This window comes from Ureibacillus aquaedulcis, from assembly GCF_030418165.1.
In the GTDB taxonomy this organism is placed as follows: Bacteria; Bacillota; Bacilli; order Bacillales_A; family Planococcaceae; genus Ureibacillus; species Ureibacillus aquaedulcis.
Window position 1 is genome coordinate 40,625 of the sequence record NZ_JAUHTQ010000011.1, and the last position, 25,643, is coordinate 66,267.

Annotated in this window: 20 protein-coding genes and 1 riboswitch; of the genes, 9 read left to right on the forward strand and 11 right to left on the reverse strand. The window is 38.4% G+C overall.

Translation table 11 applies throughout. From position 1 onward, the window contains the following. Positions 1-171: 171 nt before the first annotated feature. Entirely contained in the window at positions 172-738 is a 567-nt protein-coding gene (locus tag QYB95_RS13915) for a TetR/AcrR family transcriptional regulator (protein WP_301138945.1), read from the forward strand. A 133-nt stretch (positions 739-871) separates the two neighbouring features. On the opposite strand, the gene rpoN is transcribed toward QYB95_RS13915, so the two are convergent. Then, on the reverse strand, positions 872-2,206 hold the full coding sequence (gene rpoN, locus QYB95_RS13920; RefSeq protein ID WP_301138946.1) for an RNA polymerase factor sigma-54: 1,335 nt from the start codon (positions 2,204-2,206) through the stop codon (positions 872-874). An 18-nt stretch (positions 2,207-2,224) separates the two neighbouring features. After that, positions 2,225-3,598 (reverse strand): sigma-54 interaction domain-containing protein, encoded by a 1,374-nt coding sequence (locus QYB95_RS13925; RefSeq protein WP_301138947.1) that lies wholly within the window; start codon positions 3,596-3,598, stop codon positions 2,225-2,227. Positions 3,599-3,805: 207 nt separating this feature from the next. Here QYB95_RS13925 and QYB95_RS13930 point away from each other — a divergent pair, with 207 nt between their 5' ends. From QYB95_RS13930 to QYB95_RS13940, 3 genes are all read left to right on the forward strand, one after another. Then, positions 3,806-4,999, forward strand: coding sequence for an ornithine--oxo-acid transaminase (locus tag QYB95_RS13930; RefSeq protein WP_301138948.1), 1,194 nt, complete (start codon positions 3,806-3,808; stop codon positions 4,997-4,999). Between the two features lie 86 nt (positions 5,000-5,085). Beyond that, entirely contained in the window at positions 5,086-5,637 is a 552-nt protein-coding gene (locus QYB95_RS13935) for an SLOG family protein (RefSeq protein WP_301138949.1), read from the forward strand. Positions 5,638-5,846: 209 nt separating this feature from the next. Then, the gene (locus tag QYB95_RS13940; protein WP_301138950.1) at positions 5,847-6,155 is read left to right on the forward strand and encodes a hypothetical protein; all 309 of its coding nucleotides are present in this window, start codon (positions 5,847-5,849) and stop codon (positions 6,153-6,155) included. A gap of 105 nt (positions 6,156-6,260) precedes the next feature. Here QYB95_RS13940 and QYB95_RS13945 read toward each other — a convergent pair whose 3' ends face one another. Both QYB95_RS13945 and QYB95_RS13950 read right to left on the reverse strand, forming a co-directional pair. Further along, the gene (locus tag QYB95_RS13945) at positions 6,261-6,485 is read right to left on the reverse strand and encodes a sulfurtransferase TusA family protein (protein WP_301138951.1); all 225 of its coding nucleotides are present in this window, start codon (positions 6,483-6,485) and stop codon (positions 6,261-6,263) included. Between the two features lie 21 nt (positions 6,486-6,506). Then, the gene (locus tag QYB95_RS13950) at positions 6,507-7,571 is read right to left on the reverse strand and encodes a YeeE/YedE family protein (RefSeq protein ID WP_301139011.1); all 1,065 of its coding nucleotides are present in this window, start codon (positions 7,569-7,571) and stop codon (positions 6,507-6,509) included. 375 nt (positions 7,572-7,946) lie between these two features. Here QYB95_RS13950 and fumC point away from each other — a divergent pair, with 375 nt between their 5' ends. Continuing rightward, a complete protein-coding gene (gene fumC, locus QYB95_RS13955; protein WP_301138952.1) occupies positions 7,947-9,338 on the forward strand; it encodes a class II fumarate hydratase in 1,392 nt (463 codons plus the stop codon). Positions 9,339-10,163: 825 nt separating this feature from the next. Then, positions 10,164-11,114, forward strand: a complete 951-nt coding sequence (locus QYB95_RS13960; protein ID WP_301138953.1) for a carbohydrate kinase family protein — start codon at positions 10,164-10,166, stop codon at positions 11,112-11,114. Positions 11,115-11,164: 50 nt separating this feature from the next. On the opposite strand, the gene QYB95_RS13965 is transcribed toward QYB95_RS13960, so the two are convergent. The 4 genes from QYB95_RS13965 to QYB95_RS13980 all read right to left on the reverse strand — a co-directional run bounded on the left by QYB95_RS13965 (position 11,165) and on the right by QYB95_RS13980 (position 15,889). Next, entirely contained in the window at positions 11,165-12,466 is a 1,302-nt protein-coding gene (locus tag QYB95_RS13965) for a nucleobase:cation symporter-2 family protein (protein WP_301138954.1), read from the reverse strand. Positions 12,467-12,507: 41 nt separating this feature from the next. Next, entirely contained in the window at positions 12,508-13,080 is a 573-nt protein-coding gene (locus QYB95_RS13970; protein ID WP_301138955.1) for a xanthine phosphoribosyltransferase, read from the reverse strand. 240 nt (positions 13,081-13,320) lie between these two features. Next, a riboswitch (purine riboswitch) is annotated at positions 13,321-13,422 on the reverse strand. Between the two features lie 179 nt (positions 13,423-13,601). Beyond that, on the reverse strand, positions 13,602-14,291 hold the full coding sequence (locus QYB95_RS13975; protein WP_301138956.1) for an RNA 2'-phosphotransferase: 690 nt from the start codon (positions 14,289-14,291) through the stop codon (positions 13,602-13,604). A gap of 140 nt (positions 14,292-14,431) precedes the next feature. After that, positions 14,432-15,889 carry an amino acid permease gene (locus QYB95_RS13980; protein ID WP_301138957.1) on the reverse strand — a complete coding sequence of 486 codons (1,458 nt, stop codon included), beginning with the start codon at positions 15,887-15,889 and terminating at the stop codon, positions 14,432-14,434. Between the two features lie 405 nt (positions 15,890-16,294). Between QYB95_RS13980 and QYB95_RS13985 the strand changes: the two genes are divergently transcribed. Together QYB95_RS13985 and QYB95_RS13990 are read left to right on the forward strand one after the other, a co-directional pair. Continuing rightward, the gene (locus QYB95_RS13985; protein ID WP_301138958.1) at positions 16,295-17,512 is read left to right on the forward strand and encodes a CynX/NimT family MFS transporter; all 1,218 of its coding nucleotides are present in this window, start codon (positions 16,295-16,297) and stop codon (positions 17,510-17,512) included. Positions 17,513-17,594: 82 nt separating this feature from the next. Next, entirely contained in the window at positions 17,595-18,149 is a 555-nt protein-coding gene (locus tag QYB95_RS13990; protein WP_301138959.1) for a restriction endonuclease, read from the forward strand. A gap of 71 nt (positions 18,150-18,220) precedes the next feature. On the opposite strand, the gene QYB95_RS13995 is transcribed toward QYB95_RS13990, so the two are convergent. Next, positions 18,221-19,294 (reverse strand): nitric oxide synthase oxygenase, encoded by a 1,074-nt coding sequence (locus QYB95_RS13995; protein ID WP_301138960.1) that lies wholly within the window; start codon positions 19,292-19,294, stop codon positions 18,221-18,223. Positions 19,295-20,409: 1,115 nt separating this feature from the next. Here QYB95_RS13995 and QYB95_RS14000 point away from each other — a divergent pair. Then, complete coding sequence (locus QYB95_RS14000; protein WP_301138961.1) at positions 20,410-21,903, forward strand: catalase; 1,494 nt, start codon at positions 20,410-20,412, stop codon at positions 21,901-21,903. A 196-nt stretch (positions 21,904-22,099) separates the two neighbouring features. Here the strand turns inward: QYB95_RS14000 and QYB95_RS14005 are convergent, their stop codons facing one another. Continuing rightward, a complete protein-coding gene (locus QYB95_RS14005) occupies positions 22,100-24,118 on the reverse strand; it encodes a methyl-accepting chemotaxis protein (RefSeq protein ID WP_301138962.1) in 2,019 nt (672 codons plus the stop codon). A gap of 452 nt (positions 24,119-24,570) precedes the next feature. Further along, positions 24,571-25,500 (reverse strand): AEC family transporter, encoded by a 930-nt coding sequence (locus tag QYB95_RS14010; RefSeq protein WP_301138963.1) that lies wholly within the window; start codon positions 25,498-25,500, stop codon positions 24,571-24,573. Between the last annotated feature and the right edge of the window lie 143 nt (positions 25,501-25,643).

Consider the following 25,643-nt stretch of genomic DNA (forward strand, 5'->3'; position numbering starts at 1 on the left):
ATTCAGCCAATTTTTCAAAATCGATCACCTTTCTTTTATTAATTCGTTTAGTTTCACCAAAACTTCTTATTGGGAAACAGCCTATTAATACACTAACATGATAAAAAAGTTTAAAATATAGACAATGAGGGTCCAATTGTTTAAAAAATCTAATCTAATCAGGGGGGAACTATGAAGCATAGTGATGAAACAAAAAGAATACTTTCCGTTTCCTTGAAGGAGCTAATGAAAAATAAGCCTCTCGATAAGATTTCCATTCGTGAGTTGACTGAAAATGCGAATGTGAACCGCCAAACCTTTTACTACCATTTCGAAGATATTTACGATTTGCTCAAGTGGACTTTCCAGCAGGAAACAATTCAATTGCTGGATGTACATGAGGATGCACTTGTTTGGAAAGAAGGCCTGCTTGAGCTTTTTAAATATTTGGAGGCCAATAAGGAATTTTGTTTATCTGCATTACAATCTTTAGGTCGGGGTCATTTAAAACGATTTTTCTATTCCGATATTTCGGCAATTTTTGGTAGAGTCATTAAATCACTTTGTGAGGAATTGAATGCCAGTGAGGAGCATAATGCATTTCTAACTCATTTCTACACATTGTCCTTGGCTGGTCTTGTCGAGAGTTGGCTCTTAGGGGAAATGGACCAAACACCTGAGGAAATTATTGAAATGATCGATACGATTATACAAGATCAGATACGTGGGGCAGAGCATCGGCTTAAGGGGATAGGTTAACCCCCCTCGGTAAGTATATTTTATTATCAGCCTGATATTTATTGTCCGCGACGCCAAAATTACCAAGAGTTCAAACTATCATCAGCATTTCTTACAGTAAAAAATAGCATCCCCTTCTTATAAAGAAGTGATGCTACTTTTTTTGTGCCCGTTTTGTAGATTGGGGAATGCAGAGCTCTTCCCTATACTTCGCGACGGTGCGTCTTGCAATTGGAATCCCTTCTGCCAACAGGAAATTCGCTATTTTCTGATCGGACAACGGCTTTTTTATGTCTTCCCTTTCGACAATTGACTTTATTTTTTCTTTAATAAACAATGGTGACTCCACTTCACCACTTTGCATCTTCACTCCACGAATAAAAAAGGCTTTCAATGCAAATACCCCTTTTGGTGTGCGGATGTATTTATTGCTGATTGTGCGGCTAACGGTGGATTCGTGAAGACCCACAACATCCGCAATTTCCTTTAACCGAAGAGGAACTAAGGCCTTGTTCCCCTTTTGTAAAAAGGCTGTTTGTTTTTGTAGAATACTTTCTGTTACCTTATACAATGTTTCGTGACGCTGCTCTATCCCCCGCATCAGAAGTAAAGCATCTGAAAGTTTTGTTTTTAAGTATGTCTTCGTTTGCACGCAAGCCTCTGTTAGAAGCAACTCTTCATAATATGCATTAATCGAAATTTGAGGCAAATTCGCATTATTTATCTGTATGACAAACTCCCCATTAAATTCTTCCACAATGAGATCCGGAACAATATATTCTTGTTTCCCGGATTGGACTTCCATTAGCGGACGTGGATTCAACTGCTTAATATATGAAAATGCCTCTTCTACTTCTGCTTTTGCAACTTCATATAGATTAGCAACTAACTGAAAATTTCCGTCAGCTAAATCCTCCAGATGTTTTTGGATAAGTATCTCGGTAAGTTTAGGAGCATTGCCACAGCGCACCACTTGCAAAGACAAACACTCTCTTAAACTACGTGCACCTATACCAGCAGGTTCAAAGCTTTGCAGTAAAGAAATAAGCTCCTCACATTTTTCAACCGACACACAGAATCGTTCGGCTGTTTCCTCAATTTCACAGTCCAAATAACCTAAGTCATTTAAATTTCGAATCAAATACAGGACAATTTCTCTTTCCCTTTTCGTTATACTTCTTTGAACCGCTAACTGCTCCATTAAATAGGTTTCCATTGATTTCTCTTGCTGTGGCACATTCAGCAATGGGTCAAAAAACTCATCTTTTACAAAACTTGCAGCTCCTGAATTCGGTACCCGTGCCATCTCGAGTAAATGCTCCCTATTATGTTCCTTCAGTTCAATTAACGGATTAGCATTGGCTTCTTCCTTAATGAAATGTTCAAGCTCCTCAGAGGAATATTTTAGAATCTCCAATGACTGCTTTACCTGAGGGGTTAAGGAAAGCTTGTTTTCAAGCTTTTGCACAAAGTGTAAAGAAGTCTCCACCAGAATCCTCCCCTTCCATTAATTTTTCGAAACTCGTATATTTAAACGCTTCATCCGATATTGCAGGCTTTGCCTGCTTATCCCTAATGCCAACGCCGTATTGGTAATATGATACTGATGAGCTTTTAGGTATTCCTCGATCGTTTGCTTTTCAAATAAGGCTAATTGTTCAGTTAAGTTCGTGCCATCTTTATTTTTCGGTGTTTCAATTTTTGGTTGGGTTGGCATAGGTCTCGCCATTTCACTTTTACGGTACTGATAAGGTAAGTGATTAAACTCAATCACTTGTTCATGATTTACCAAATTCATGGACGCTTCAATGACATGCTCCAGTTCGCGAACATTCCCAGGCCAGCTTTGAGATTCGAAAAATTGAAGTACTTCCTCTGATACAGACATAACATTTAACTTGAATAACTCATTATATTTTTTTATGAATTCTTCTATGAGGACCGGGATATCCCCATTACGTTCCCTTAACGGCGGAATAAATAAGGTTACCACTGCTAAACGGTAATATAAATCTTTTCTTAGGTGATTATTCGCAATCGCATCAATTGGATCTTCGTTGATTGTTGCAATCACTCGAACATCAATCGAGATTTCTTTGGAGCCTCCGATTCTGCGTACCTTTCGCTCTTGCAATACGCGCAGTAGTTTTGCTTGCAAGGCAATATTTAGGGAGTTCAATTCATCCAGCAATAACGTGCCACCCTGTGCTTGCTCAAATAATCCCGGACTGTCAATCGCACCGGTGAATGCACCTTTTGTCGTGCCAAATAGAATTCCCTCAATCAATGTATCTGGCAATGCGGCACAGTTTTGTGTGATAAAAGGAGCTCCTGAACGTTCACTTTCTGCATGAATGCTTTGTGCAAACAATTCTTTCCCTGTACCGGTTTCACCGATTATCAAGACATTGGAATTGGTTCGTGTTGCACGTTTCGCTAAATCTATTACCTCTTTTATCTCACTGCTTTTTCCTATAATATGATGGAACGTAAAGTCTGTTTTCGTTTGTCTAAGGTTTTGGCGCATCAATCGTTCCATCCTTGTAACGTCTGTTGCGATTTCTACAGCTGCATAAATCTTCCCATCAACCGTTAACGGAAATGTATTATTAATGGTCGTTATTTCTACACCGCGATTATTAAAATAGGTTTGTTTGACATTGACGATTTCCTCGCCTTGCTGCAATGATTTTAATAGTGTACTGCTTTGGTTTTCCTGAAATTGAAAGACATCCCGGACATCTTTGTGCAGAACATCTTCTTTCTCCATTACTTCCATTTCACGCATTTTTTTATTGTAGATAATGGTTTTCCCATCACGATTAACAGCATGAATTCCAACACCGACACGCTCGATAATTTCTTCATATAATTCTTTCATAACTTTCTTACCGTGATTCAATTTTCATCACCTCATTCCTATCATACTGTAAAAATATTTTGCTAAAAAGATGGAATTGCTATAAATTTTGCGCAAAATTATTTGGCAAGTTCATAAAATTAGTTATTTTCATTGAAGGTTAAAGTTGGCATGAAAATTGCTTATTAAAATATGATACTAGAAAGAGAATTTTAAGGGGGAATTTAAATGTCGACAAAATCAGCTAATGTAATCGAGCAAACAGAAAAATTTGGTGCACATAACTATCATCCACTGCCAATTGTGATTTCAGAAGCCGAGGGAGTATGGGTACAAGATCCTGAAGGCAATAAATATATGGATATGCTTTCTGCTTATTCTGCACTAAATCAAGGGCATCGTCACCCTAAGATTATTGGGGCACTCATTGACCAAGCTAATCGTGCTACTTTAACTTCCCGTGCTTTCCATAATGACCAGCTTGGTCCATGGTATGAGAAGCTAACAAAAATAACTGGAAAAAATATGGTATTGCCAATGAATACGGGTGCTGAAGCTGTAGAATCTGCAATAAAAGTTGCACGTCGCTGGGCCTATAATGTAAAAGGTGTAGAGGACAACAAGGCCGAAATTATCGGCTGTAATGGCAATTTCCACGGCCGGACAATGGGAGCAGTTTCCCTGTCATCTGATGCAGAATACAAAAAAGGTTTTGGACCACTTCTGCCAGGATTCCAATTAATTCCTTACGGTGACGCCGAGGCTCTAAGGGCTGCGATTACGCCAAATACAGCAGCATTTATCGTGGAGCCAATTCAGGGCGAAGCTGGAATTGTCATGCCTCCAAAAGGATTCTTAAAAGAAGTCGAACAGATCTGTAAAGAAAACAATGTCCTATTCATCGCTGATGAAATTCAAACCGGGCTTGCTCGTACAGGTAAAATGTTCGCTCACCAGTGGGAAGAGGTAAATCCAGACGTGATTATCCTTGGGAAGGCTCTTGGTGGAGGTGTATTGCCGATTTCCGCTGTTGTGGCAAATAGCGATATACTTGGCGTCTTAAACCCAGGTTCCCACGGTTCAACATTCGGCGGCAACCCGCTTGCTTGTGCAGTTTCAATCGCTTCATTAGAAGTTCTTGAAGAGGAAAGATTAACTGAACGCTCATTGGAATTGGGTAACTATTTCCAGGAACAATTACGCTCCATTAACCACCCTTCCATTAAGGAAGTACGTGGCAGTGGATTATTTATTGGTGTAGAGTTAACGGTTCCTGCTCGTTCATTCTGTGAGCAATTAAAGGACCTGGGATTGTTATGCAAAGAGACTCATGATTTTGTCATTCGATTTGCTCCTCCATTAATCATTACAAAAGAAGAAATAGATTGGGCTTTAGAAAAAATCAAAACTGTATTTGCATAACAGGTATCCAAAAAGGCTGTTCGAAATATTTTCGGATAGCCTTTTACTTACGTTAAGATAGAAAAGAATCGAAAGGAGCCACGTTTATGCAAACAATCTATATATCTGGATACCGTTCTCATGAACTCGGTATTTTTAATGATAAACATCCCGGCATACCGGTTATTAAGAAAGCAATCGAAAATGAATTAAGAATTTTGTTTGACGAGGGGCTGGAATGGGTAGTGATTAGTGGGCAGCAAGGGGTAGAAACTTGGGCAGCAGAAGTCATAATTGATTTGAAAAATGAATATCCTAATTTAAAATATTCCGTTATCACACCTTTTTTAGATCAGGAAAAGAACTGGAACGAGCAAAAACAGCAAAAATATCACGATATTGTTTCAAAGGCAGATTTTGTAACCAGTGTTACGAAAAGACCTTATGAGGCTCCTTGGCAATTTATCGAGAAAGATAAGTTCATTATTCAAAACACAGATGGCTTGCTGTTGGTCTATGATGAAGACAATGAAGGCTCTCCGAAATATATAAAGAAACTTGCACAAAAGTATGAGGAGCAGCATAACTATAAGATAATAGAAATTAATGCCTACGACTTACAATCGATTGCAGAGGAAATGCAAAGACAGGATTGGTAGCGCACATTTCATCTTGATAGTGTCGGTTGATGATTCACTTATTGTCCTCAGACATACCTTCTTCTTTCTTCACCCTTCTAGCTTGATCAATTATTCAATCGTTTTTTCTAAAAACAAAATAAATTGATTAAATTTTCTGTCTTTTTATTCTTTTTTTGTTATAATGATATGAAATCCAAAACATTAAGAATTTTGAAGGAGATGATGCTATGCAGCAAATCAGATTTGTAAAGGAACCGAAACCGATCAATGTATCCCATGATACGTACAGAAGAGAGTGCTGTTACACTAGTGGAGTGCATATTCCATTTGATGATTTTGTAGGAATTTTGGAGAGCATGTCCCATGATACGAAGCTTTATTTCGAATTCCATAATCCAGGAAAACAAATAGCTCGAGGCACTTATTTGAATGGGCATGCAGGTCTTGCAAAAAGTATCGTAAATTACTATCAAAATACGAAAGACATGAATGTTAAAAGCGTAATCGGCCAAGACTTCTATGTTAAAATTGTTTAATTTTGAGGTGACAATTAGGTGAATACCATGTAAAAACACCGCTTTGTTCGAATGCCATTGGCGCTTCGCTCAAGCGGTGTTTATATTATATTATATTATATTATATTATTTCTTTTGAATTGAAATTGTCCAAGATGCTTCATCTAATTGCTCGAAGTTCGTAACAGTATGACCAGCTTCTGCTGCCCAAGAAGGAATTGACTCTGTTCCTTGTGTGCAATCAAATTCCACTACCAGTACATCACCCGAGTTCATTTCTTCAATCTCATTTTGTGCTTCTATTAGTGGAAATGGGCAAACCATTCCTTTTACCTCTAAAGTCTTTTGCATGACTTTTCCTCCTCTTAAAGTTTATGCAGGCGTTACCTGTTCTTTTAGTTTCGCTGCCTTTGCTTTTTGACGCGGGCGTACAAATACAAAGTAAGATGCTGTCCAAGTACCTAATATCATGAATACCAGACCAATCCAACCTTGCCAAGTCATCATTGCAGTCATTACCAACCCGTTCCCGATTGAACAGCCACCTGCAAGACTTGCACCGACACCCATTAAATTCCCGCCGATAAAGCTATTAATCCCAGTTTTTACATCAGGCATTCTGAAACGGAATTCTTTACTTGCTTTCGCCGCAATAAATGATCCTGCAAAAATGCCCAGTACCAAGAATACACCCCAGTTTAGGTTACCTTGATCACCCGTAGTTAAATATTGAAGAATATTAGCTGATGGTGTTGTAATCCCCAAACCAAAGACACGTCCTGTTGCGGCACTTAATGGCCATGCAATTAAAGCAATGATACCGACTAATGTTGCCGTTACAAATGGATGCCAACGTTTTTCAAATAAAATGTGAGCTAATCCCGTACGTTTCGGTTTTAAAGAGGGAACAACTACTTTAGGCTTAGTTAGTTGTTTATATACAATAAATCCAACGATCGCAACGAATGGGAGAATGATTACCCAATGGTTGATGCCAAAAGTTTCGGCAATTGAGTTAGTTGGGAATACGGCGCTTGCCTGTGCTTGTTGATTGAAAGGTGCAAAAACACCTGACTTCATCATTGTACTCATTAACATATAGCCAGCTAATGCGATCCAGCTACCAATTAAGCCTTCCCCGGCACGATACCAAGTACCAGTTGCACAGCCTCCCGCTAGAATAATCCCAATACCGAAAATAAATGAACCAATTATGACCGAAAGAATTGGTAAAGAGCCAGCAGAATATTCAAATACACCTAAATCTATAAGTAAAAATACTCCCACACTTTGCACAGCAATGGCAATTAGCAGTGCATAAAACATGCGGTTATTTTTTGCTATATACATATCACGGAATCCACCTGTTAAACAAAAACGACCTCTTTGCATAACGAAGCCCAGTAATGCTCCACAAAGTAGTCCGGTAATTATCATGTAAGACACAATCTCACTCCCTATTCAATTTTAATTCATAGTAAATCGATATGATTATATTACATTGCGAATTACTAGTTTACAATAGTTTTTTTGTATACAAAAATAAAAATAGTCTATTTAGCTCATTACTATGCCATATTTTTGAAAACTCAATTTCTTAATAAACATGAATAATCTATCTGAAAAGTGTTGACAATTTAATTGATAATGATTATCATTATCGTATAAAGTTACTCTTTCGAGACGAACCCCTCAGACTCTCGAATAAATTTGATGGAAAATGGCAAATCTACTAAAGGTTTGCCATTTGCTATTTTGGCTTCTAATTTCGGGTATAGCATACATATATACTATTAAAGGAGTGTTGATAGAATGGAATTTCGTATTGAAAAAGATACACTGGGTGAAGTACGTGTACCAGCAGACAAAATTTGGGGCGCTCAAACTCAGCGAAGTAGAGAAAACTTTCAAATTGGCGAAGAAAAAATGCCGATTGAAATTATACGTGCTTTTGCAACTTTAAAAAAATCAGCTGCAATTGCAAATAAAAAATTAGGCAAGCTTGCCGCTGTTAAAGCGGATGCTATTGTTGCTGCAGCTGATGAAATTCTTGCCGGTAAATGGGACGAACACTTCCCTCTAGTAGTATGGCAAACAGGCAGTGGTACACAATCCAATATGAATGTAAATGAAGTGATTGCCTTCCGTGCCAACCAATTGCTTGAAGAACAAGGCAGTGCCGAGCGAATTCACCCGAATGACGATGTAAACAAATCACAAAGCTCAAACGATACATTCCCTACTGCTTTGCATATCGCTGCGGTTGAAATTGTTGAAAACTATTTAATGCCCCGACTTCAACTATTAAAAGCGACTTTGAAAGAAAAGTCGGATGCATTTAACGATATTATTAAAATTGGTCGCACTCACTTACAGGATGCTACACCTCTGACGTTAGGCCAGGAAATTAGCGGCTGGCATCATATGCTTGTTAAATCCGAAAAGATGATTATGGTCAATACGCAATTTTTAAAGGATCTTGCTATTGGTGGAACTGCTGTTGGTACAGGCATTAATGCACATCCCAAGTTTGGCGACATGGTTGCACAAGAGATAAGTTCCTTAACCGGCATGTCCTTTAAGTCTTCAGAAAACAAATTCCACGCACTAACGAGCCATGATGAAATCGTATCAGCTCATGGTGCATTGAAGGCTCTTGCAGTGGATTTAATGAAGATTGCAAACGATGTACGTTGGCTGGCAAGTGGACCAAGAAGCGGAATTGGCGAAATTACGATTCCTGAGAACGAACCTGGAAGTTCCATTATGCCAGGGAAAGTCAACCCTACTCAAAGTGAAGCGATGACAATGGTTGTCACGCAAGTGGTTGGAAATGATGCAACAATTGCTTTTGCTGCCTCCCAAGGGAATTTCGAGTTAAATGTCTTTAAGCCTGTTATCATTTATAATTTCCTGCAATCTGCTCGTCTTCTAGCCGATTCAATGAAGTCATTTAACGATAACTGTGCAATTGGAATCGAGCCAAATAAAGAGGTACTTGAACGAAACCTTGAAAATTCATTGATGCTAGTCACGGCCCTGAACCCTTATATTGGCTATGAAAATGCCGCAAAAATTGCGAAAAAAGCTCACAAGGATGGTACGACTTTAAAAGAGGCAACCCTTTCGCTTGGATTATTAACGGAAGAACAATTCGATGAATATATCGATCCGAAGAAAATGATTTATCCAAATGCGGAGTAATCATACTTTGCAAGAATAAGGCAGTTCATTGTAAACCAGGCTGGAAAAAACGTTATGCTTCCGCCTGGTTTTTGATGTTTTGGGAGAGCTGGGTGATGTTTTCTTCATCTGGGGATTGAACTGTGTTTCGGAATGGATATGCTCCTAACTACGTTTCATCCTTCATATGTACATCACTTTAAAATGGATTTTACTCCATAACACGTTTCATCACTCTTATGAACATCACTTTGGAATGGACTTTTCTCCAAAACGCGTTTCATCCCCCTTATGAACATCATTTTGGAATGGATTTTGCTCCAAAACGCGTTTCATCCCCCTTATGAACATCACTTTAAAATGGACTTTGCTCCAAAACGCGTTTCATCCCCCTTATGAACATTATTTTGGAATGGATTTTGCCTCCAAAACGCGTTTCATCCCCCTTATGAACATCATTTTGGAATGGATTTTGCTCCAAAACGCGTTTCATCCGCCTTATGAACATCATCTTGGAATGGATTTTGCTCCAAGACGCGTTTCATCCCCCTTATGAACATCATTTTGGAATGGATTTTGCTCCAAAACGCGTTTCCATCCCCCTTATGAACATCACTTTAAAATGGACTTTGCTCCAAAACGCGTTTCATCCCCCTTATGAACATCACTTTAAAATGGACTTTGCTCCAAAACGCGTTTCATCCCCCTTATGAACATCATTTTGGAATAGATTTTGCCTCTAAAACGCGTTTCATGAATGTTATGCCTCCTAAGTCTTTGCCTTCTACCTTTCCTACTGAAGCTTTATAATGGAAATAAATTCGCAATTAGAAAGGAATTACTCCCATGAACCATCCAATTTTATGTATAGGGGAACTTTTGATCGATTTTTTCAGCATTGATCGAAAGGCAAGCTTGTTAGATAGCGATACGTTTACGAAAAGAGCTGGAGGAGCCCCAGCAAATGTCTGTGCTGCAATCGCGAAACTTGGTGGAGAAGCTCATTTTTGTGGTAAAGTCGGTAATGATGCCTTTGGCGATTTTCTTCAAAACACGCTGGAGCAACTAAATGTACATACAACTCTCCTATTAAAGGATAATAGCCATCCCACCACTTTGGCCTTTGTTTCATTGCAGGAGGATGGACAGCGTGATTTTATTTTCAATCGTGGTGCTGATGCCAATTTGTCGGTTGAGGATGTACCGCTTCATATTTTCAATACGGTGAAGCTTGTCCACTTTGGCTCTGCCACCGCCCTTCTTCCAGGTCCATTACAACAGACTTATAGAACATTGCTTGATGCAGCTAAAGACAATCAGTGCTATATCTCTTTTGATCCTAATTTTCGTTCCGACTTGTGGAAAGGCCATGAAGCTGAATTCGTAAAGTTGGCTCGGGATTTAATCGCCAAATGTGATTTTTTAAAGGTAAGTGATGAAGAGCTGTTTCTATTAACCAATGAAAAGGATATACCAAAAGCAGTTACCGAGCTCCACAACCTTGGTGCTAAATGCATTGCAATCACTCTTGGAAAAGATGGGACTTACCTTTCCTGCAAAGGCGCCGCTACCATTATCCCTAGTATCCCGATACAAGCCGTGGATACAACAGGAGCTGGCGATGCCTTTGTTGGGGCAACTCTTTATCAGCTTGGTAAATTGGATAGTCCTGAATCATTAAGCTATCAGGATTGGCAAGACATTGTACAATTTAGCAATAAGGCAGCCGCAAAGGTTTGCGAAAAAGTTGGGGCCATTGAGGCATTACCTACCTTAGGGGAAATTCAAAGCATTTAAAAAGGGTAATCTCATGGGGCGTGACACCCTATGAGATTACCCTGTATATTTTACTCTACTTCCAATGTTGGTGTGTGCATGGCATCTACTTTTTTCGGTCCAATCATGTTAAATAGAATATTTAAGACAATTGCCGTTACGGAGCCACATACAATTCCGTTTGAAGTTAAAACTGAAGCCCATTCCGGTAATACCGCGAAGATGTTTGGAACAAATACAACTCCTGCACCTAAACCAACTGCAATTGCTGCTACCATTGCATTCTCTGGAGAACGCATAATTTCAGGCGCAAGCATTGTAATTCCTTGAGTTACAACCATACCGAACATCGCTAGCATTGCCCCGCCCAATACAGCAGTTGGAATAATTGTTGTTAGTGCTGCTACTTTTGGCAAGAAACCAAGTACTACTAACATAGCACCTGTAATGAAGATTACTTTACGCTCTTTAACACCTGTCATTTTAATTAGTCCAACATTTTGAGAAAATGTTGTGTAAGGGAAGGCGTTAAAAATCCCGCCAATGATTGAAGCTAAACCTTCCGAACGATATCCACGCGATAAATCTTTTGAGTCTACTGATTTCTTTGTAATATCACTTAGCGCGAAATAAACACCTGATGATTCTACTAAAGATACCATTGCTACTAATGTCATTGTAATAATTGCACCCACATCAAATGTTGGTGTTCCAAAGTAGAATGGTTGCACCATATGGAACCAAGAAGCATCCATAACTGGCGCAAAGTCGACCTTCCCTAGGAAAGCTGCAATAACCGTCCCTACTATTAGTCCAAGCAATATCGAAATAGAACGAACAAACCCTGTAGTAAAACGATAGATTAATAGAATGAAAAGCAATGTAAGCATAGCCAGGAATACATTTGAAGCTGAACCAAAATCAGCTGCACCTTGACCGCCACCCATGTTGTTCACTGCTACTGGAATTAATGAAATACCGATGATTGTTACGACAGATCCTGTTACGATTGGGGGGAAGAATTTCACTAGTTTCCCAAAAACACCGGAGATTATAATAACAATTATCCCTGAAGCAATGATTGCCCCATAAATAGCGCCAATTCCTTTATCAGAACCAATTGCAATAATTGGACTTACCGCCGTAAACGTACAGCCTAATACAACCGGTAAACCGATACCAAATGCTTTCCCTCTCATGACTTGTAAAAGAGTTGCAATACCACACATCATAATATCAATTGCTACTAAATACGTCATTTGCGTTGAGTCGAATCCTAAAGCCCCTCCGATAATCAATGGAACTAAAATGGCGCCCGCATACATCGCAAGTAAATGTTGAATACCAAGTGTTGTTGCTTTTACATTATTCATGTGAACAATATCCTCCTAATGTTCTACCGATGTAGTTGTTATTAATCGAAAAACTCTACTTGTCCATTTGCTAAAGATTTAATGTTCGCTAAAGATTCAATACGAATTCCTTGTTCACGCAAAAGCATTCCGCCTTGCTGGAAGCCTTTTTCAATAACAATCCCAACGCCAACTACATTCGCGCCAGCCTGTTCTGCAATATCAAGCAACCCTTTTACGGCCTCTCCATTTGCTAAAAAATCATCAATGATCAATACATTATCATCTGCCGATAAAAACTCTTTGGATACTGAAATTTCATTCGATTCGTTCTTTGTAAACGAATGTACATTTGAGGAATATAGATTCCCTGAAAGTGTTAACGATTTTCTTTTACGTGCAAAAACAACCGGTGCCCCAATTGTCAGTCCCAGCATGGTCGCTGGCGCAATACCTGAAGATTCAATTGTTAAAATTTTTGTGATGACTTCATCTGTGTAGCGATTTGCAAATTCCTCACCAATTTCTTTCATAAGCAATGGATCTATTTGATGGTTTAAAAAAGAATCTACCTTTAAGACTGTATCTGATAGAACTTTTCCTTCTTTAAGAATTTTTTCTTTTAATAGTTGCATGCTAGATTTCCTCTCTTTATCTTTTACTTTGCTCATTAAAGTTATTACTTCTAAAACTTCTTAATATAGTGCGCAGCTTATATGGTAGGCTGCGGTATTGGATAGTGATTCTCCATCCTAATCCTTAGTAAATAACAAAAAAAACTCGAAAAACTTATTCCGCTATGAGCAGAACAAGTCTTTCGAGTTGAAGGTTCGAAAGTTAATAGAGTCGAAATTGCTTATAACAGTGCATTCGAATCTAAACATTGTCTCTCTCATAGTCAACTTATTTACGGTAAGTCGGTAGAAACTTGCGAGCCATATCCTCGCCATTATATGAGTGAAATATTAAAGCTGTTGTGAACAGCTAAATGTTAAGTTTTCGTTAAGAATGTCCTCATTATAAACATGGATTCGATTGAATGCAATAACATACTAAATAATAAAATGATTCTAATTATTCGGAAATTAGCTATTTATTATATGAACTCCCAGTATAATGTTCGTCTTTACTTCCAAAATACCCTTTTTATTGCCGATTATTTTAATAATTGTTTAAGATTTGCTTTGAATTCTCCAAAGGTTTTCCCTTCTTTACCATAGGCCCCCATACTTCTGCAAACTAATATATTCACAATTTTGCCACTGTCCAATTCTAGCTTGGCAATAACCCCTTTTTGCTCCAATGCCTGCACCGACAAAGCTAGGTCATCAACTTCAAGATCTACTAACCGGGCTTTAAATTGCTCGATAAACAGTTTGAATGCACTTGAGCCTTGGACGATTAGGACTTCCGGTTCGAATTCATCAACAACTTCTTTGAATATAGTAAAACCGTCTAAATATAGCGGATCTTTGTCTTTTTTTAATTGTTTCAATTCGGTACTTTCCAAGTTCAAACAGTTAATACTTGAGAGGACGACCTGTTCATTTAAAGCCTCCGCTACATAAGATGCAAAATTTATGGCACCTTTATATTCCCGGGATGCTTCTTCAATTTCATCCCGAAATAAGTCCGTGAATAAATCTTTATCCACTAAAGTTTCCGCCAATATGGGAAAATCCGCAGCATTTACTTGTAACAGCGGCTCTGGAAATGCGCCTACCAGCAACACCCTTGATTTGTATGGGTTGCCTTGTGCCTGAAATGGCAAAAATAAGACTTCTCCTGATTCATTGTCTATTACCCATCTCTGAATTTTTTTTAAAAAGCCCGTTGATATTGCCATATTCTCTACTCCCTTTACATCTGATACTAGATTTTCTATGTCCATTATAACAAGGACGTTTATCAAAAATGAAAAAATACAAGTAGGATACATAAAAAATCGGTAAAACCCATCAATTGAATTTTACCGATTTACTAATTTTATCTATGTGTATCAACATCGCACTTATCTAAAGGTACGATTTTCGTTTTATATTTAACTTTGTAGCCTAACCATAAAGCAATGAAGAGCGGAATCCCTATATAGGAAACAGCAATTCCATACCAATCAATCGATCCTAGTGAAAATGCTGTATAGTTCTGTCCAACAATCACAATTATACAAACGATCAAGGCAAATAATGGACCGAATGGATAAAATCTCGCTTTATATGGAAGCAAGTTTACATCATGCCCTTGCAATACATACGCTTTACGGAAACGGTAATGGCTGATGGCAATACCTACCCATGCGATAAATCCTGACAAACCGGATGCATTTAGAAGCCACATGTATACAACACCATCACCAAAGTAGGATGATAAAAACGCTAGACATCCCACAGCTAATGTTGCTAGTAAAGCATAGACAGGAATTCCTCGTTTCGATAGCTTAGCAAAGATTTTTGGCGCTTTGCCATCTACCGCTAGCTGCCAAAGCATACGGGACGAAGCATAAAGTCCAGAGTTTCCTGCAGAAAGCATTGCCGTTAAAATGATTGCGTTCATTACTGAAGCCGCAAAAGCAATTCCTAGTTTATCAAACACTAATGTAAATGGTGAAACTGCGATATCCTCAGACAACAGTCTTGAATCTGTATATGGAATCAGTAAGCCAATAGCTAAAATAGCTAAAATGTAGAATAATAAAATCCTCCAGAATACAGAACGAACAGCTTTCGGGATATTTTTCCCCGGGTCATCGGTTTCCCCTGCGGTGATTCCCAACAATTCCGTGCCTTGGAACGAAAAACCTGCTGCTAAGAAAATACCGAAAATGGCAAGGAACCCGCCATTAAATGGAGCATCTCCCACAAAGAAGTTCTCAAATCCAATTGGATCATGACCTTGCAAAATACCAAAGATCATTAAGAACGAAACAACAATAAATACGATGACTGTCATCACTTTAATCATTGCAAACCAGTATTCGCTTTCTCCATAAGCTCTTACTGATAACAGATTAAATGTTAATACAATCGCAATAAATAAGAATGTCCATAGAGCCGATGAACTATCAGGGAACCAATACTTCATAATAAGCGAGACAGCCGATATTTCAGCGGCAATTGTTATTGCCCAGTTGTACCAATAATTCCATCCCATAGCGAATCCAAAGGCAGGGTCTACAAATTTTGTTGCATATGTACTAAATGACCCTGATGTTGGCATAAAGGCTGCCATTTCCCCAAGACTTGTCATCAGGAAATACACCATAATCCCAATCACTGCGTATGCAACAAGCGCACCACCTGGACCAGCCTCTGCAATGGAAGCTCCACTAGCCAGAAATAAGCCTGTCCCTATTGTTCCACCAAGAGAAATCATCGTAATATGACGACTTTTCAAGCCCCTTTTAAGCTCAGGTTGAGTATTCTTCTTTCTATTTTTGTCACTCATGAAAAAAATCTCCTTTAAAATACACTCTATTTCAGTATGTCCATCTTTCCGATAGAAACGTCTTTGCCCTAAAAATAAAAACCATCACAAGTGCGATGGTATGTTAACCTTAATAGTAATACTCACTTTTCTATAAGGTGTGCCTAACAGGTTAAAAGTTCTCCACATACCTTTTGAGAGTAAAGTTAACATCTCTTGGAATACGTTTTTCTATGGAAGTTTACGTAGGCTTTCATGAATAAGCTCTAGTTGTACATACATCGAAGCTATGTGATTTTATTGAAATCACCACTATCCCAAAGTTACGTTAAGATGTAAGATAGAAGTTGGTTTAAATAATAGTTTAACATGAAAAAATACATTTTTTAATTTGTAGAATTTTCACATACATTACGGAGGGATAATATGGCTACAACAAATACAACGCATAAAACGAAAAAGTTGCACCTTACAACTTCGACATTGGTTTTCGTCGTAGCAATTATTTTCCTGGCAAGTACAATGAGATCGCCATTAACCGGGGTTGGGCCCGTTATCTCTTCCATTCGGGAAGGACTCGGGATTTCAAATGTCCTTGCAGGCTTCTTAACTACGATTCCATTGCTTGCTTTTGCGGTGGTATCCCCATTCGCACCACGAATTTCACGAAGAATCGGCATGGAATATACATTGTTTTATTCGATTATTTTGCTTGCTATCGGCATTATTTTACGTTCTCTTGGAACTACATCACTGCTAATTATCGGAACGGCTTTAATCGGGATTGCCATTTCTTTTGGTAATGTATTAGTTCCCGGGTTCTTTAAATTAAAGTACCCGTTGCATATTGGATTACTAACAGGAATTTATACTGTCTCGATGAATATTTCAGCTGCTGTCGCTGTGGGGATCAGTAATCCAATCGCAAATAATACTTCTTGGGGCTGGCAGGGTGCGCTATCCATATCCATCATTTTAACTTTGATTACACTGGTTACATGGTTCCCGCTGCTTCGCGGGGAAAAAGTTGACTTAAAAACAATTTCAAACAATTCGAAGGACAGTACACCTGAGATTAAAATATGGAAAAAGCCTCTAGCCTGGGCAATTGCAATTGCTATGGGATTCCAATCCCTGTTATTTTATTGTTCCGTCTCCTGGTTGCCGGAAATATTGGTTTCACAAGGGTATAGTGCCGACAAGGCCGGCTGGTTAACTTCGGTGATGCAGATGTCGCAAATTCCGATGACATTCCTAATGCCGATTTTTGCCGAAAAATTGCGTTCTCAACGTCCATTTGTCTATATGTTTACCATTCTTTATATCATAGGATTTGTAGGGCTATTTCTTGAACTTACTGATTTCAGCGTATTATGGATGATTTGTATTGGATTAGCTGGTGGTGCTTCATTTGGAATCCTAATGATGCTCTTTACTTTACGGACAAAAACTGCCTATGAAGCAGCACAAATTTCCGGGTTCGCACAATCAATCGGCTACTTGCTCGCCGCTGCAGGACCGGTATTATTCGGATTTCTGCATGATGTGACTGGTAGCTGGGATTCGCCAAACATTCTATTTATCGTATCAGCGCTCATTTTATTCTTCACTGGATTTATAAGTGCAAAGGATCGTTATTTATAAAGCTCTAAAGTGCTAAAAGCAAACGTATGTACCCTTTTTGTGTTACAATAATATAAATTGTAAGTTAAAGGGGTTTACCTTGTTGGAAAAGAACAAAGAAAAAAAGAAATCACGATTTCGATTAATTCCAATACTCGTCCTACTTGCGATTGGCTATGCCGGCTGGCGCTATACCGGCACAACAAACGGCGCCCTTGCCGCTGTAGTTACTTTCCTGCTTGTGCTCATCATTTTTAAGATTTGGCTAAGTACAAGAGGATCGGCGCGATTAAGAAAAGCCGGCATTAGGGAAATTGATGAAATGACAGGTGAAGAGTTTGAGGAATACTTGGGTCGCCTTTTTACTAAACGCGGCTATCATGTTTCCTATACTAAGGCCTCGGGAGATTATGGGGCTGATTTAATCCTGGAGGATCGAGAGGATATTATTGCTGTCCAGGCGAAACGCTACTCTGGAACCGTTGGCGTAAAAGCCGTCCAGGAGATTATCGGTGCCTTAAGAATGTACGAAGCAACTCAAGGATGGGTTGTAACAAATAGTTATTTCACAAAACAAGCCGAAAAACTGGCCGAGTCAAATGACGTGTATTTAATCAACCGTGATGAATTAATCGACATGATTTTAAAGAAACGATAGTGTGTGATTAAATCGAATAATAACAAGAGAAGGAGCCCTCTCATTGAAATGAAGAGAGGCTCCTTTTTTATTCAAAAGGGATTTTTTTGATAAAAGTAGTTTGGTTTTTTTATGAGATTCTCAATCGGTTTATGGAAAATATGGGTAGTTGCCGGTGAAATTGGTGGAATCAACCACGACCAATTCCCTGTGACCTGACGATCCGCTGCTTCTTCTTGTTGTTCAAATAATTCAAATTGTTGGGCTGCAGTATGATGATCGACGATACTAACTCCATCGGCTTTAAAGGAATGAAGTATGGCAAGATTCAATTCTACAAGAGCGCGATCTTTCCAAAGAGAGATATTTGATTTTGTATCAAGATCCATTATTTCTGCAACAGTTGGCAATAAATTATAGCGATTCACATCCGCGAAATTCCTCGCCCCTATTTCGGTGCCCATATACCAGCCATTAAATGGCGCTGCATGAAATTCGATTCCACCCACACTCAACTTCATATTGGAAACCATTGGCACTGCATACCATTTTAGATTAAGCCGGGATAGTTCCTCATATTGAGGATGACGGATAGCCACTTCCAATACATATTCTTTGGGAATATTATATAGGGCAGGCTTGTTGTTGCCTATTTGAATAACTAACGGTAATACATCAAAGGGTGTTCCCTCACCTTTCCATCCCAGGTCCTCGCACACCTTTGTAAGTTGGATGGAATCTGGGTCGCCAACTATCCCATTCTCAGTTTCGTATCCCGCATAACGGATTAATTGATAGTTCCAGATTCTTATGCAATTGGGTTTGAAAACGGTAATCGTCGGCCGAATTTTCCCGCCATTTGTCGCGTATTCAATATGTTGAAGCAATGCCTGGTAGATTTCATCCTCAGTCTCTAATTGACGTTCATCAAAAACTTGCAAAGAGTTCCAAAAGAGTCTTCCTATACAACGATTACTATTTCTCCATGCAATCCTTGCACCAAATATTAGTTCTTCCGTTGTTGGGATATATGTTTGATCTTGTTCGATTTCCACTAATCGATTCCTTAACCAATCATCGGTTAAAGCGGTTTCATTCTTATATAAAGTTAAAAATTCAATTGCTTCTTTACGTTGCTTTTCATTTTGCTCATATAATTGGGTCATGGTCCGTCCCTCCATAGTCCTATTTTATAGGATTGAATTTCACGAACTCAATGAAAGAGTGGCCAGCTAAAAGATGTAAATTATATATATGACTAAGAATAGACAAAATTATAGCTGGATGGGATTGAGGTCTTGTTTTCGATGTGAGTTTTGCAGTGACCGGTTTAGAGCTGATGGAATTAAGAAAGTTTGGGGCTTGATGGCGCTTTGGTTCGTTACTTTAGGGGGCGGTTCCGAGACAGTTCGGACTTAGCGAAGCTTTGATTTGTCCCTTTAGGGGATGGTTGGTGACGGTTCGGGCTTGGTGGCGCCTTAGTTTGTCTCTTTTAGGGTGCGATTAGTAACAGTCACCTTGATCCAACTAGATACAACCTTATACAGTGTGCTTTATTCTGCTCAGGAAGTCCTTCCTTACCACAAACTACCTCCACAAAGTGCTTCATCCTCCTTATGAAGACCTTCTCCACTAACAAATCACCTCACAAAGTGCTTCATCCACACAATGAAGTACTCCTCCACCACAAATCACCTCATAAAGCGCTTCATCTACACTAATGCAGTTCTCCCCTACCACAAACTACCTCCACAAAGTGCTTCATCCACACTATGAAGACCTTCGCCACCACAAACTCCCTGCATAAAATGCTTTATCGCTCCCCTTCCGACCACCTTGAATCATGAAATTAGAATTTAGCACTCCCCCTCATTCACAACGGGTTTTATTCTTTTCAAACTTAATATTTATCTTATATAATAATAGTTATAAAGAATAGACGAGAAACGAAATTCAACTTCATTTTCAATTAGAACGATTTTTTTCAATAAGAGTGAATTTCCTCACATTATTTACACATATTATTCTATTAAAATAATACATAGGGATCGCCAATAACAAATGTATCAGAATCTCTCGCTAACGCCTAACATAGAAGTTTCAACTTCAACTCATCACTAAAAAGGCAGTCAATTTCCATGCTACTAACATGCAATATCAGAAATAATCAGTTAAATATAAATACTTCTTAAAAAGAATTATTATAATTTAGTAGAAATTATGATTTGGTTTTGTTATACTCATTTTTGAAGAGATTTATTTCATTTAGGAGGTACAAAAAATGACAAATAATAATCAACGTTTAACTACTACTACTGGTACTCCGGTTGTAAGCAATGATGATGTGTTGACAGCTGGTCGCCGTGGCCCAATTCTATTACAAGACGTATTTTTAATTGAAAAATTAGCGAATTTTAACCGTGAAGTTATTCCAGAACGCCGTATGCATGCCAAAGGTTCAGGTGCATTTGGTACATTCACAGTAACTCATGACATTACAAAATATACAAAAGCAAAAATTTTCTCTGAAGTTGGGAAACAAACAGAGATGTTCGCCCGTTTCTCTACTGTAGCTGGTGAACGTGGAGCGGCTGATGCAGAGCGTGATATCCGTGGATTTGCACTTAAGTTCTACACTGAAGAAGGCAACTGGGATTTAGTAGGTAACAATACGCCTGTATTCTTCTTCCGCGATCCATTACACTTCCCGGATTTAAACCACGTTGTTAAACGTGACCCAAAAACGAATATGCACAACGCTAATAGCAACTGGGATTTCTGGACTAGCCTACCAGAGGCATTACACCAAGTAACAATCGTAATGTCCGACCGTGGTATTCCAGATGGTTACCGTCACATGCACGGATTCGGTTCCCACACATACTCTATGATCAATGATGACAATGAGCGTGTATATGTGAAATTCCACTTCCGTACTGAACAAGGTATCAAAAACTTATCTGGTGAAGAAGCAGCAAAAGTGATTGGTCAAGATCGCGAATCTTCACAACGCGACCTATTCGACGCTATCGAAAAAGGCGACTTCCCTAAATGGAAAATGTACATCCAGGTTATGACAGAAGAACAAGCTCGCAATTCTAAAGACAACCCATTCGACTTAACGAAAGTTTGGTATAAATCTGAGTACCCACTTATTCCTGTTGGTGAATTTGAATTAAACAAAAATCCTGAAAACTACTTTGCTGATGTAGAGCAAGCAGCATTTGCTCCATCGAACGTAGTGCCTGGAATCGGATTCTCACCTGACCGTATGTTGCAGGCTCGTCTATTCGCTTACCAAGATGCAACTCGCTACCGTTTAGGTGTAAATCATTATCAAATCCCGGTTAATAAACCACGTTGCCCATTCATGGCTTACCACCGCGATGGTCAAGGCCGAGTTGATGGAAACAACGGTAGTGCAATTTCTTACTATCCAAACAGCTATGGTGCACTGCAAGCTCAACCACAATACAAAGAGCCTGCATTAGCTTTAGACGGTGGTGCTGACATCTACGACTTCCGCGAAGATGACAACAACTACTTCGAGCAACCCGGTAAATTATTTAACTTAATGTCTGCAGAGCAAAAAGAAGTTCTATTCCAAAACACTGCAGAAAACCTACAAGGTGTAGAAGAGTTTATTCAACGCCGCCACATTCTACACTGCTACTTAGCAGATCCAGCTTACGGTGAAGGTGTAGCTAAAGCTCTTGGCTTAACTCTAGATGGCATGGACCTTTCAAATCCTTACCTGGCTACAGTAAGTCAATAATTTAATAGATAGCATCGAATAAAGGCTTATCCATCCTTATCATTGATATCCAATCCAAAGATTAAAGCTTTGTAATCTATTGTTTCATTCGATTACGAATAAGAGGATTTATGTTTAATATATGAACATAAATCCTCTTTTTGCATATTTGGATTAAAAAAACAGAGTTGCTTCATAAAGCAACTCTGCGTCAATTTTAAATCTTGAATTGTTGTACAACATTTTTAAGTTCATCTGCTAGATTTGTTAGAGATTTAGCGGATGAATTGATTTCTTCCATTGAAGCCAGTTGTTCCTCGGTAGATGCTGCTACTTCTTCAGAACTTGCCGCGTTTTCCTGCGCTACTTCTGTAAGAGTTTTCGCAGTCGCCACTACATCTTGGACACTAACGGAAATTCTATTCATTGTTGCCGTCATCTCTTCTATCTCAGGAGTAATATTTCGGGTATTTTCAATGATTTGCAGGAATTTATCCGATGTTTCTTCGGTCACCGCTAAACCTTGATTTGCATTTACAAGAACTTCACTCATCATTTTCACTGATATCTCTGTGTCTTTTTGAATACTTGAAATAATTTCTCCAATGAGTTTCGTGGATGATTGTGATTGTTCAGCTAATTTTCTAACTTCGTCTGCCACAACCGCAAACCCTTTACCGTGTTCACCAGCTCTTGCTGCTTCAATCGCCGCATTTAATGCTAGTAAGTTAGTTTGGTCTGCAATTCCACTTATAACATTCAGAATTTCACCAATTTCCTTGGATCGCGCTGATAATGATTGTATCATTTCGTTCGATTTGCCCACAGATTCATTGATATATTTCATTTGTTCTAGATTTGCTTCTACCGATTGTCTACCCACTTCTGCTTCTGTAGAAGATTCTCTAGCTAGTTGCGTTACATCCTTAGATTTTTCGGATACTTTAGAGATACTTTCCAGTATTTGTTCAAGCGATTTCTCATTTTCCTCTAGTTTCTCGGAAGACTTTTCAACGCCGCTCGCAATTTCCTGAATGGCTGAAGACACTTGTTCAGTCGCATAAGTTGTCTGATTAGAACTTGCTCCTAATTGCTCTGACGAAGATGCCAAGTGATCAATCGTTTGTTTCAATCTAGCAATAATGCCAGTTAACGTATTTACCATACTATTGAAGCTGTTGCCAAGTTTTCCGATTTCATCGTCATTCTGAACCTCAATTTGTTCCGTAAAATCACCATCCGCCACTTTATTTGCCGAATGAATTAATTTATTAATAGGTTTTGTGATTGAACGAATAACAAATATGATCACAATACTACCTACAATTAAACTAATTATCAGAACGATAATTGTATTAATGAGTATCGGCATTGCATTTTCGTCAACTTCACTGGAATACATTGTTCCTGCTATTTTCCAGCCAGTTAACTCATTTGTAGTAAAGAACATATCCTTTTGCTCTTTATCCTCATCCAAGTAATTGAATGTTCCTGAATCACTCTTGTATAAGTTAGTATATTCCACATTATCTGGTGCTACAGAACCAATTTCTTTAGTAGGATGATAAATAAATTTTTGTTCTTCGTCTAATAAGTAGGCATAGCCTGTATTACCAACTGTGACTTCCGCTGCTAATTCTTTCAATTCTTCTAAACTAACGTTTGCAGCTACTACGCCTTGTCCATCTTTGGTTGTTTTAGCAATGGAAATCACTAAGCTTCCCGTAGATGATGAGATATAGGGTGCTGTGATAATCGCTTTTCCTTCATTCTCCATTGCTTCTTGATACCAAAAACGAGTTGTTGGATCAAAGTCTGGAGGATTTTTAAATGATGAAGGAACATTAATATAGACACCCTTTTCTGTTCCAATAAATACTAGCTCTGAATCTAGATTGGTATTTGCGTAGTTAGTAAGTTGATTCGTTACATTTTCACTAACTCCTATATTCGAGTTCTCTTGTACCTGAACTTCAGAAGCATTGATTGTGTCCGCAAGGGCTTCAATATCTCTAATTCTCGGTTTGATAAAATTATCGATTGTACGATCTAGATGCGTAACCGAAAGATTTGCAGTGTGCGCCATATCCTCTCTTACAACGCCCTTGGCAAAGTTAAATGCAAATGCCCCGACAATTACGGCCGGTATAATTAGGACAAATAAAAACGCTGTCCATAATTTCGTTTTCAACGTCATATTAAATCTAATACTTTTTCTTCTTTTTTGTTTATTCATGAAGTTACTTTTGACCCTCCTATAATAGTTACTTTGATATAATAGCATAATATATCAGAATATTTAACAGTTATTAAACTAACTAGTAATTTAATAATTATAAGAAGGAAAACAATGCAAAAAGGCTATAATTTATGTTTTTTATAGTTATTTTCCATTTATAATATCCATTTTTTATTATACGCTAATTCCAAGGAATAACTTTGTTATAGGTAATTTTAACTAAATTAGTATCTTCTGCGAATTTATGCAGCTAAAGAGGGTGCGGTCTAAAGTACTATGCTTTTTGAGGTGGTAGAAAAAGTAGGATGCTAAGATAATGTCCTTTGGCTACCTTTTTAATCAAAAAATATTAGCGAGTGCTTTATTGCGATTAAAAAGGTGCCGTCAAGATTTTTTAGTGGTTACCATGGGTATTCTCCAAAAGGAGTGTCTATATTTCCATATAACCTTTATCCGAACAGGACTGTCGATAAATAGATAACAAATGTTACCGTTAAACAGCTAACGATGGTGGAAAATAAGACTGTTTGGGCTGCTGTGTTTGATTCTATATCATATTCAAGTGCAAGGCTTGAGCTATTTCTTGAGGTTGGGAATGAACTAGCGATCAAAAGCGACTGTGCCACTACCCCATCGATTCCCAATAAATAGATTGCACCTAAAGCCATGGCTGGACCAATGATCAATCTTGTAAAGCAACTGATCAGGATTGTCTTATTCAGCATCGTCCTTAATTCAATTTGAGCAAGCTGTGCGCCAAGTGTAATCAGTGCCATGGCAACGAACCCATCTGAAATATGATCAAGAGGAATCCTGAAAGGTTGTGGTATTTCGACATTAAATACGTTCAATAGGACACCCAAAATAAGTGCATGAACAATCGGCATTTTTAAAAAATCCCTGAAAATCTCTTTACCTGATTTGGTTGCAGAAATTAAATTGTACAAGCCATATGTATAGGTCGTCATATTCTGGAAAATTACAAGGATTACCTGAATCGCAACCCCTATCGGCTGCGTGGCAAAAACCATTTGAGCTACGGGAATCCCATAATTTCCAGAGTTAATCAGGACAACACTATTTTTAAAGACAGCCGTTTCACTTCGCTCGAGACCAAGAAGCTTAGCGATATAGTGACTTAAAACCATTTGGCTTCCTATAAAAATTGTAATGAATAATGCCACCTGTCCAAGTACGCTTAACTGGATAGAGGTCTCATAAATATTTAGAAAGACCGCTATTGGCATAAAGCAATAGGTGAGCAACTGCGACATTGCTTTTAAATTAAATGTGAATTTTTTCTGTAATCCCACACCAATCACTAACAATACTAAAATCGGTGCAACGATTTGAAAGAATATCATGGATAAGTAGATCATCGATTTTTGTTCCTTTCCAAGTATACGATTTTATTATTCTTATTTTACCTCTTTCTTAATTAAGAAGATATATTGGAAAAACATAAGTAAAGCAAAAAAAGATGGAGATGATTCCACCTCTTTTACGACTAACCTACGAAACC

What these genes read in the sequence shown, in the direction of transcription:
- fumC (WP_301138952.1), top strand. Translation starts at nt 7,947, where the DNA reads ATGGAATTTCGTATTGAAAAAGATACACTGGGTGAAGTACGTGTACCA.
- QYB95_RS13915 (WP_301138945.1), top strand. Translation starts at nt 172, where the DNA reads ATGAAGCATAGTGATGAAACAAAAAGAATACTTTCCGTTTCCTTGAAG.
- QYB95_RS13940 (WP_301138950.1), top strand. Translation starts at nt 5,847, where the DNA reads ATGCAGCAAATCAGATTTGTAAAGGAACCGAAACCGATCAATGTATCC.
- QYB95_RS13930 (WP_301138948.1), top strand. Translation starts at nt 3,806, where the DNA reads ATGTCGACAAAATCAGCTAATGTAATCGAGCAAACAGAAAAATTTGGT.
- QYB95_RS13935 (WP_301138949.1), top strand. Translation starts at nt 5,086, where the DNA reads ATGCAAACAATCTATATATCTGGATACCGTTCTCATGAACTCGGTATT.
- QYB95_RS13980 (WP_301138957.1), bottom strand. Translation starts at nt 15,889, where the DNA reads ATGAGTGACAAAAATAGAAAGAAGAATACTCAACCTGAGCTTAAAAGG.
- QYB95_RS13925 (WP_301138947.1), bottom strand. Translation starts at nt 3,598, where the DNA reads ATGAAAGAATTATATGAAGAAATTATCGAGCGTGTCGGTGTTGGAATT.
- QYB95_RS13960 (WP_301138953.1), top strand. Translation starts at nt 10,164, where the DNA reads ATGAACCATCCAATTTTATGTATAGGGGAACTTTTGATCGATTTTTTC.
- QYB95_RS13975 (WP_301138956.1), bottom strand. Translation starts at nt 14,291, where the DNA reads ATGGCAATATCAACGGGCTTTTTAAAAAAAATTCAGAGATGGGTAATA.
- QYB95_RS14005 (WP_301138962.1), bottom strand. Translation starts at nt 24,118, where the DNA reads ATGAATAAACAAAAAAGAAGAAAAAGTATTAGATTTAATATGACGTTG.
- QYB95_RS13950 (WP_301139011.1), bottom strand. Translation starts at nt 7,571, where the DNA reads ATGATAATTACCGGACTACTTTGTGGAGCATTACTGGGCTTCGTTATG.
- QYB95_RS13945 (WP_301138951.1), bottom strand. Translation starts at nt 6,485, where the DNA reads ATGCAAAAGACTTTAGAGGTAAAAGGAATGGTTTGCCCATTTCCACTA.
- QYB95_RS13985 (WP_301138958.1), top strand. Translation starts at nt 16,295, where the DNA reads ATGGCTACAACAAATACAACGCATAAAACGAAAAAGTTGCACCTTACA.
- QYB95_RS13995 (WP_301138960.1), bottom strand. Translation starts at nt 19,294, where the DNA reads ATGACCCAATTATATGAGCAAAATGAAAAGCAACGTAAAGAAGCAATT.
- QYB95_RS13970 (WP_301138955.1), bottom strand. Translation starts at nt 13,080, where the DNA reads ATGCAACTATTAAAAGAAAAAATTCTTAAAGAAGGAAAAGTTCTATCA.
- QYB95_RS13965 (WP_301138954.1), bottom strand. Translation starts at nt 12,466, where the DNA reads ATGAATAATGTAAAAGCAACAACACTTGGTATTCAACATTTACTTGCG.
- QYB95_RS14010 (WP_301138963.1), bottom strand. Translation starts at nt 25,500, where the DNA reads ATGATCTACTTATCCATGATATTCTTTCAAATCGTTGCACCGATTTTA.
- QYB95_RS14000 (WP_301138961.1), top strand. Translation starts at nt 20,410, where the DNA reads ATGACAAATAATAATCAACGTTTAACTACTACTACTGGTACTCCGGTT.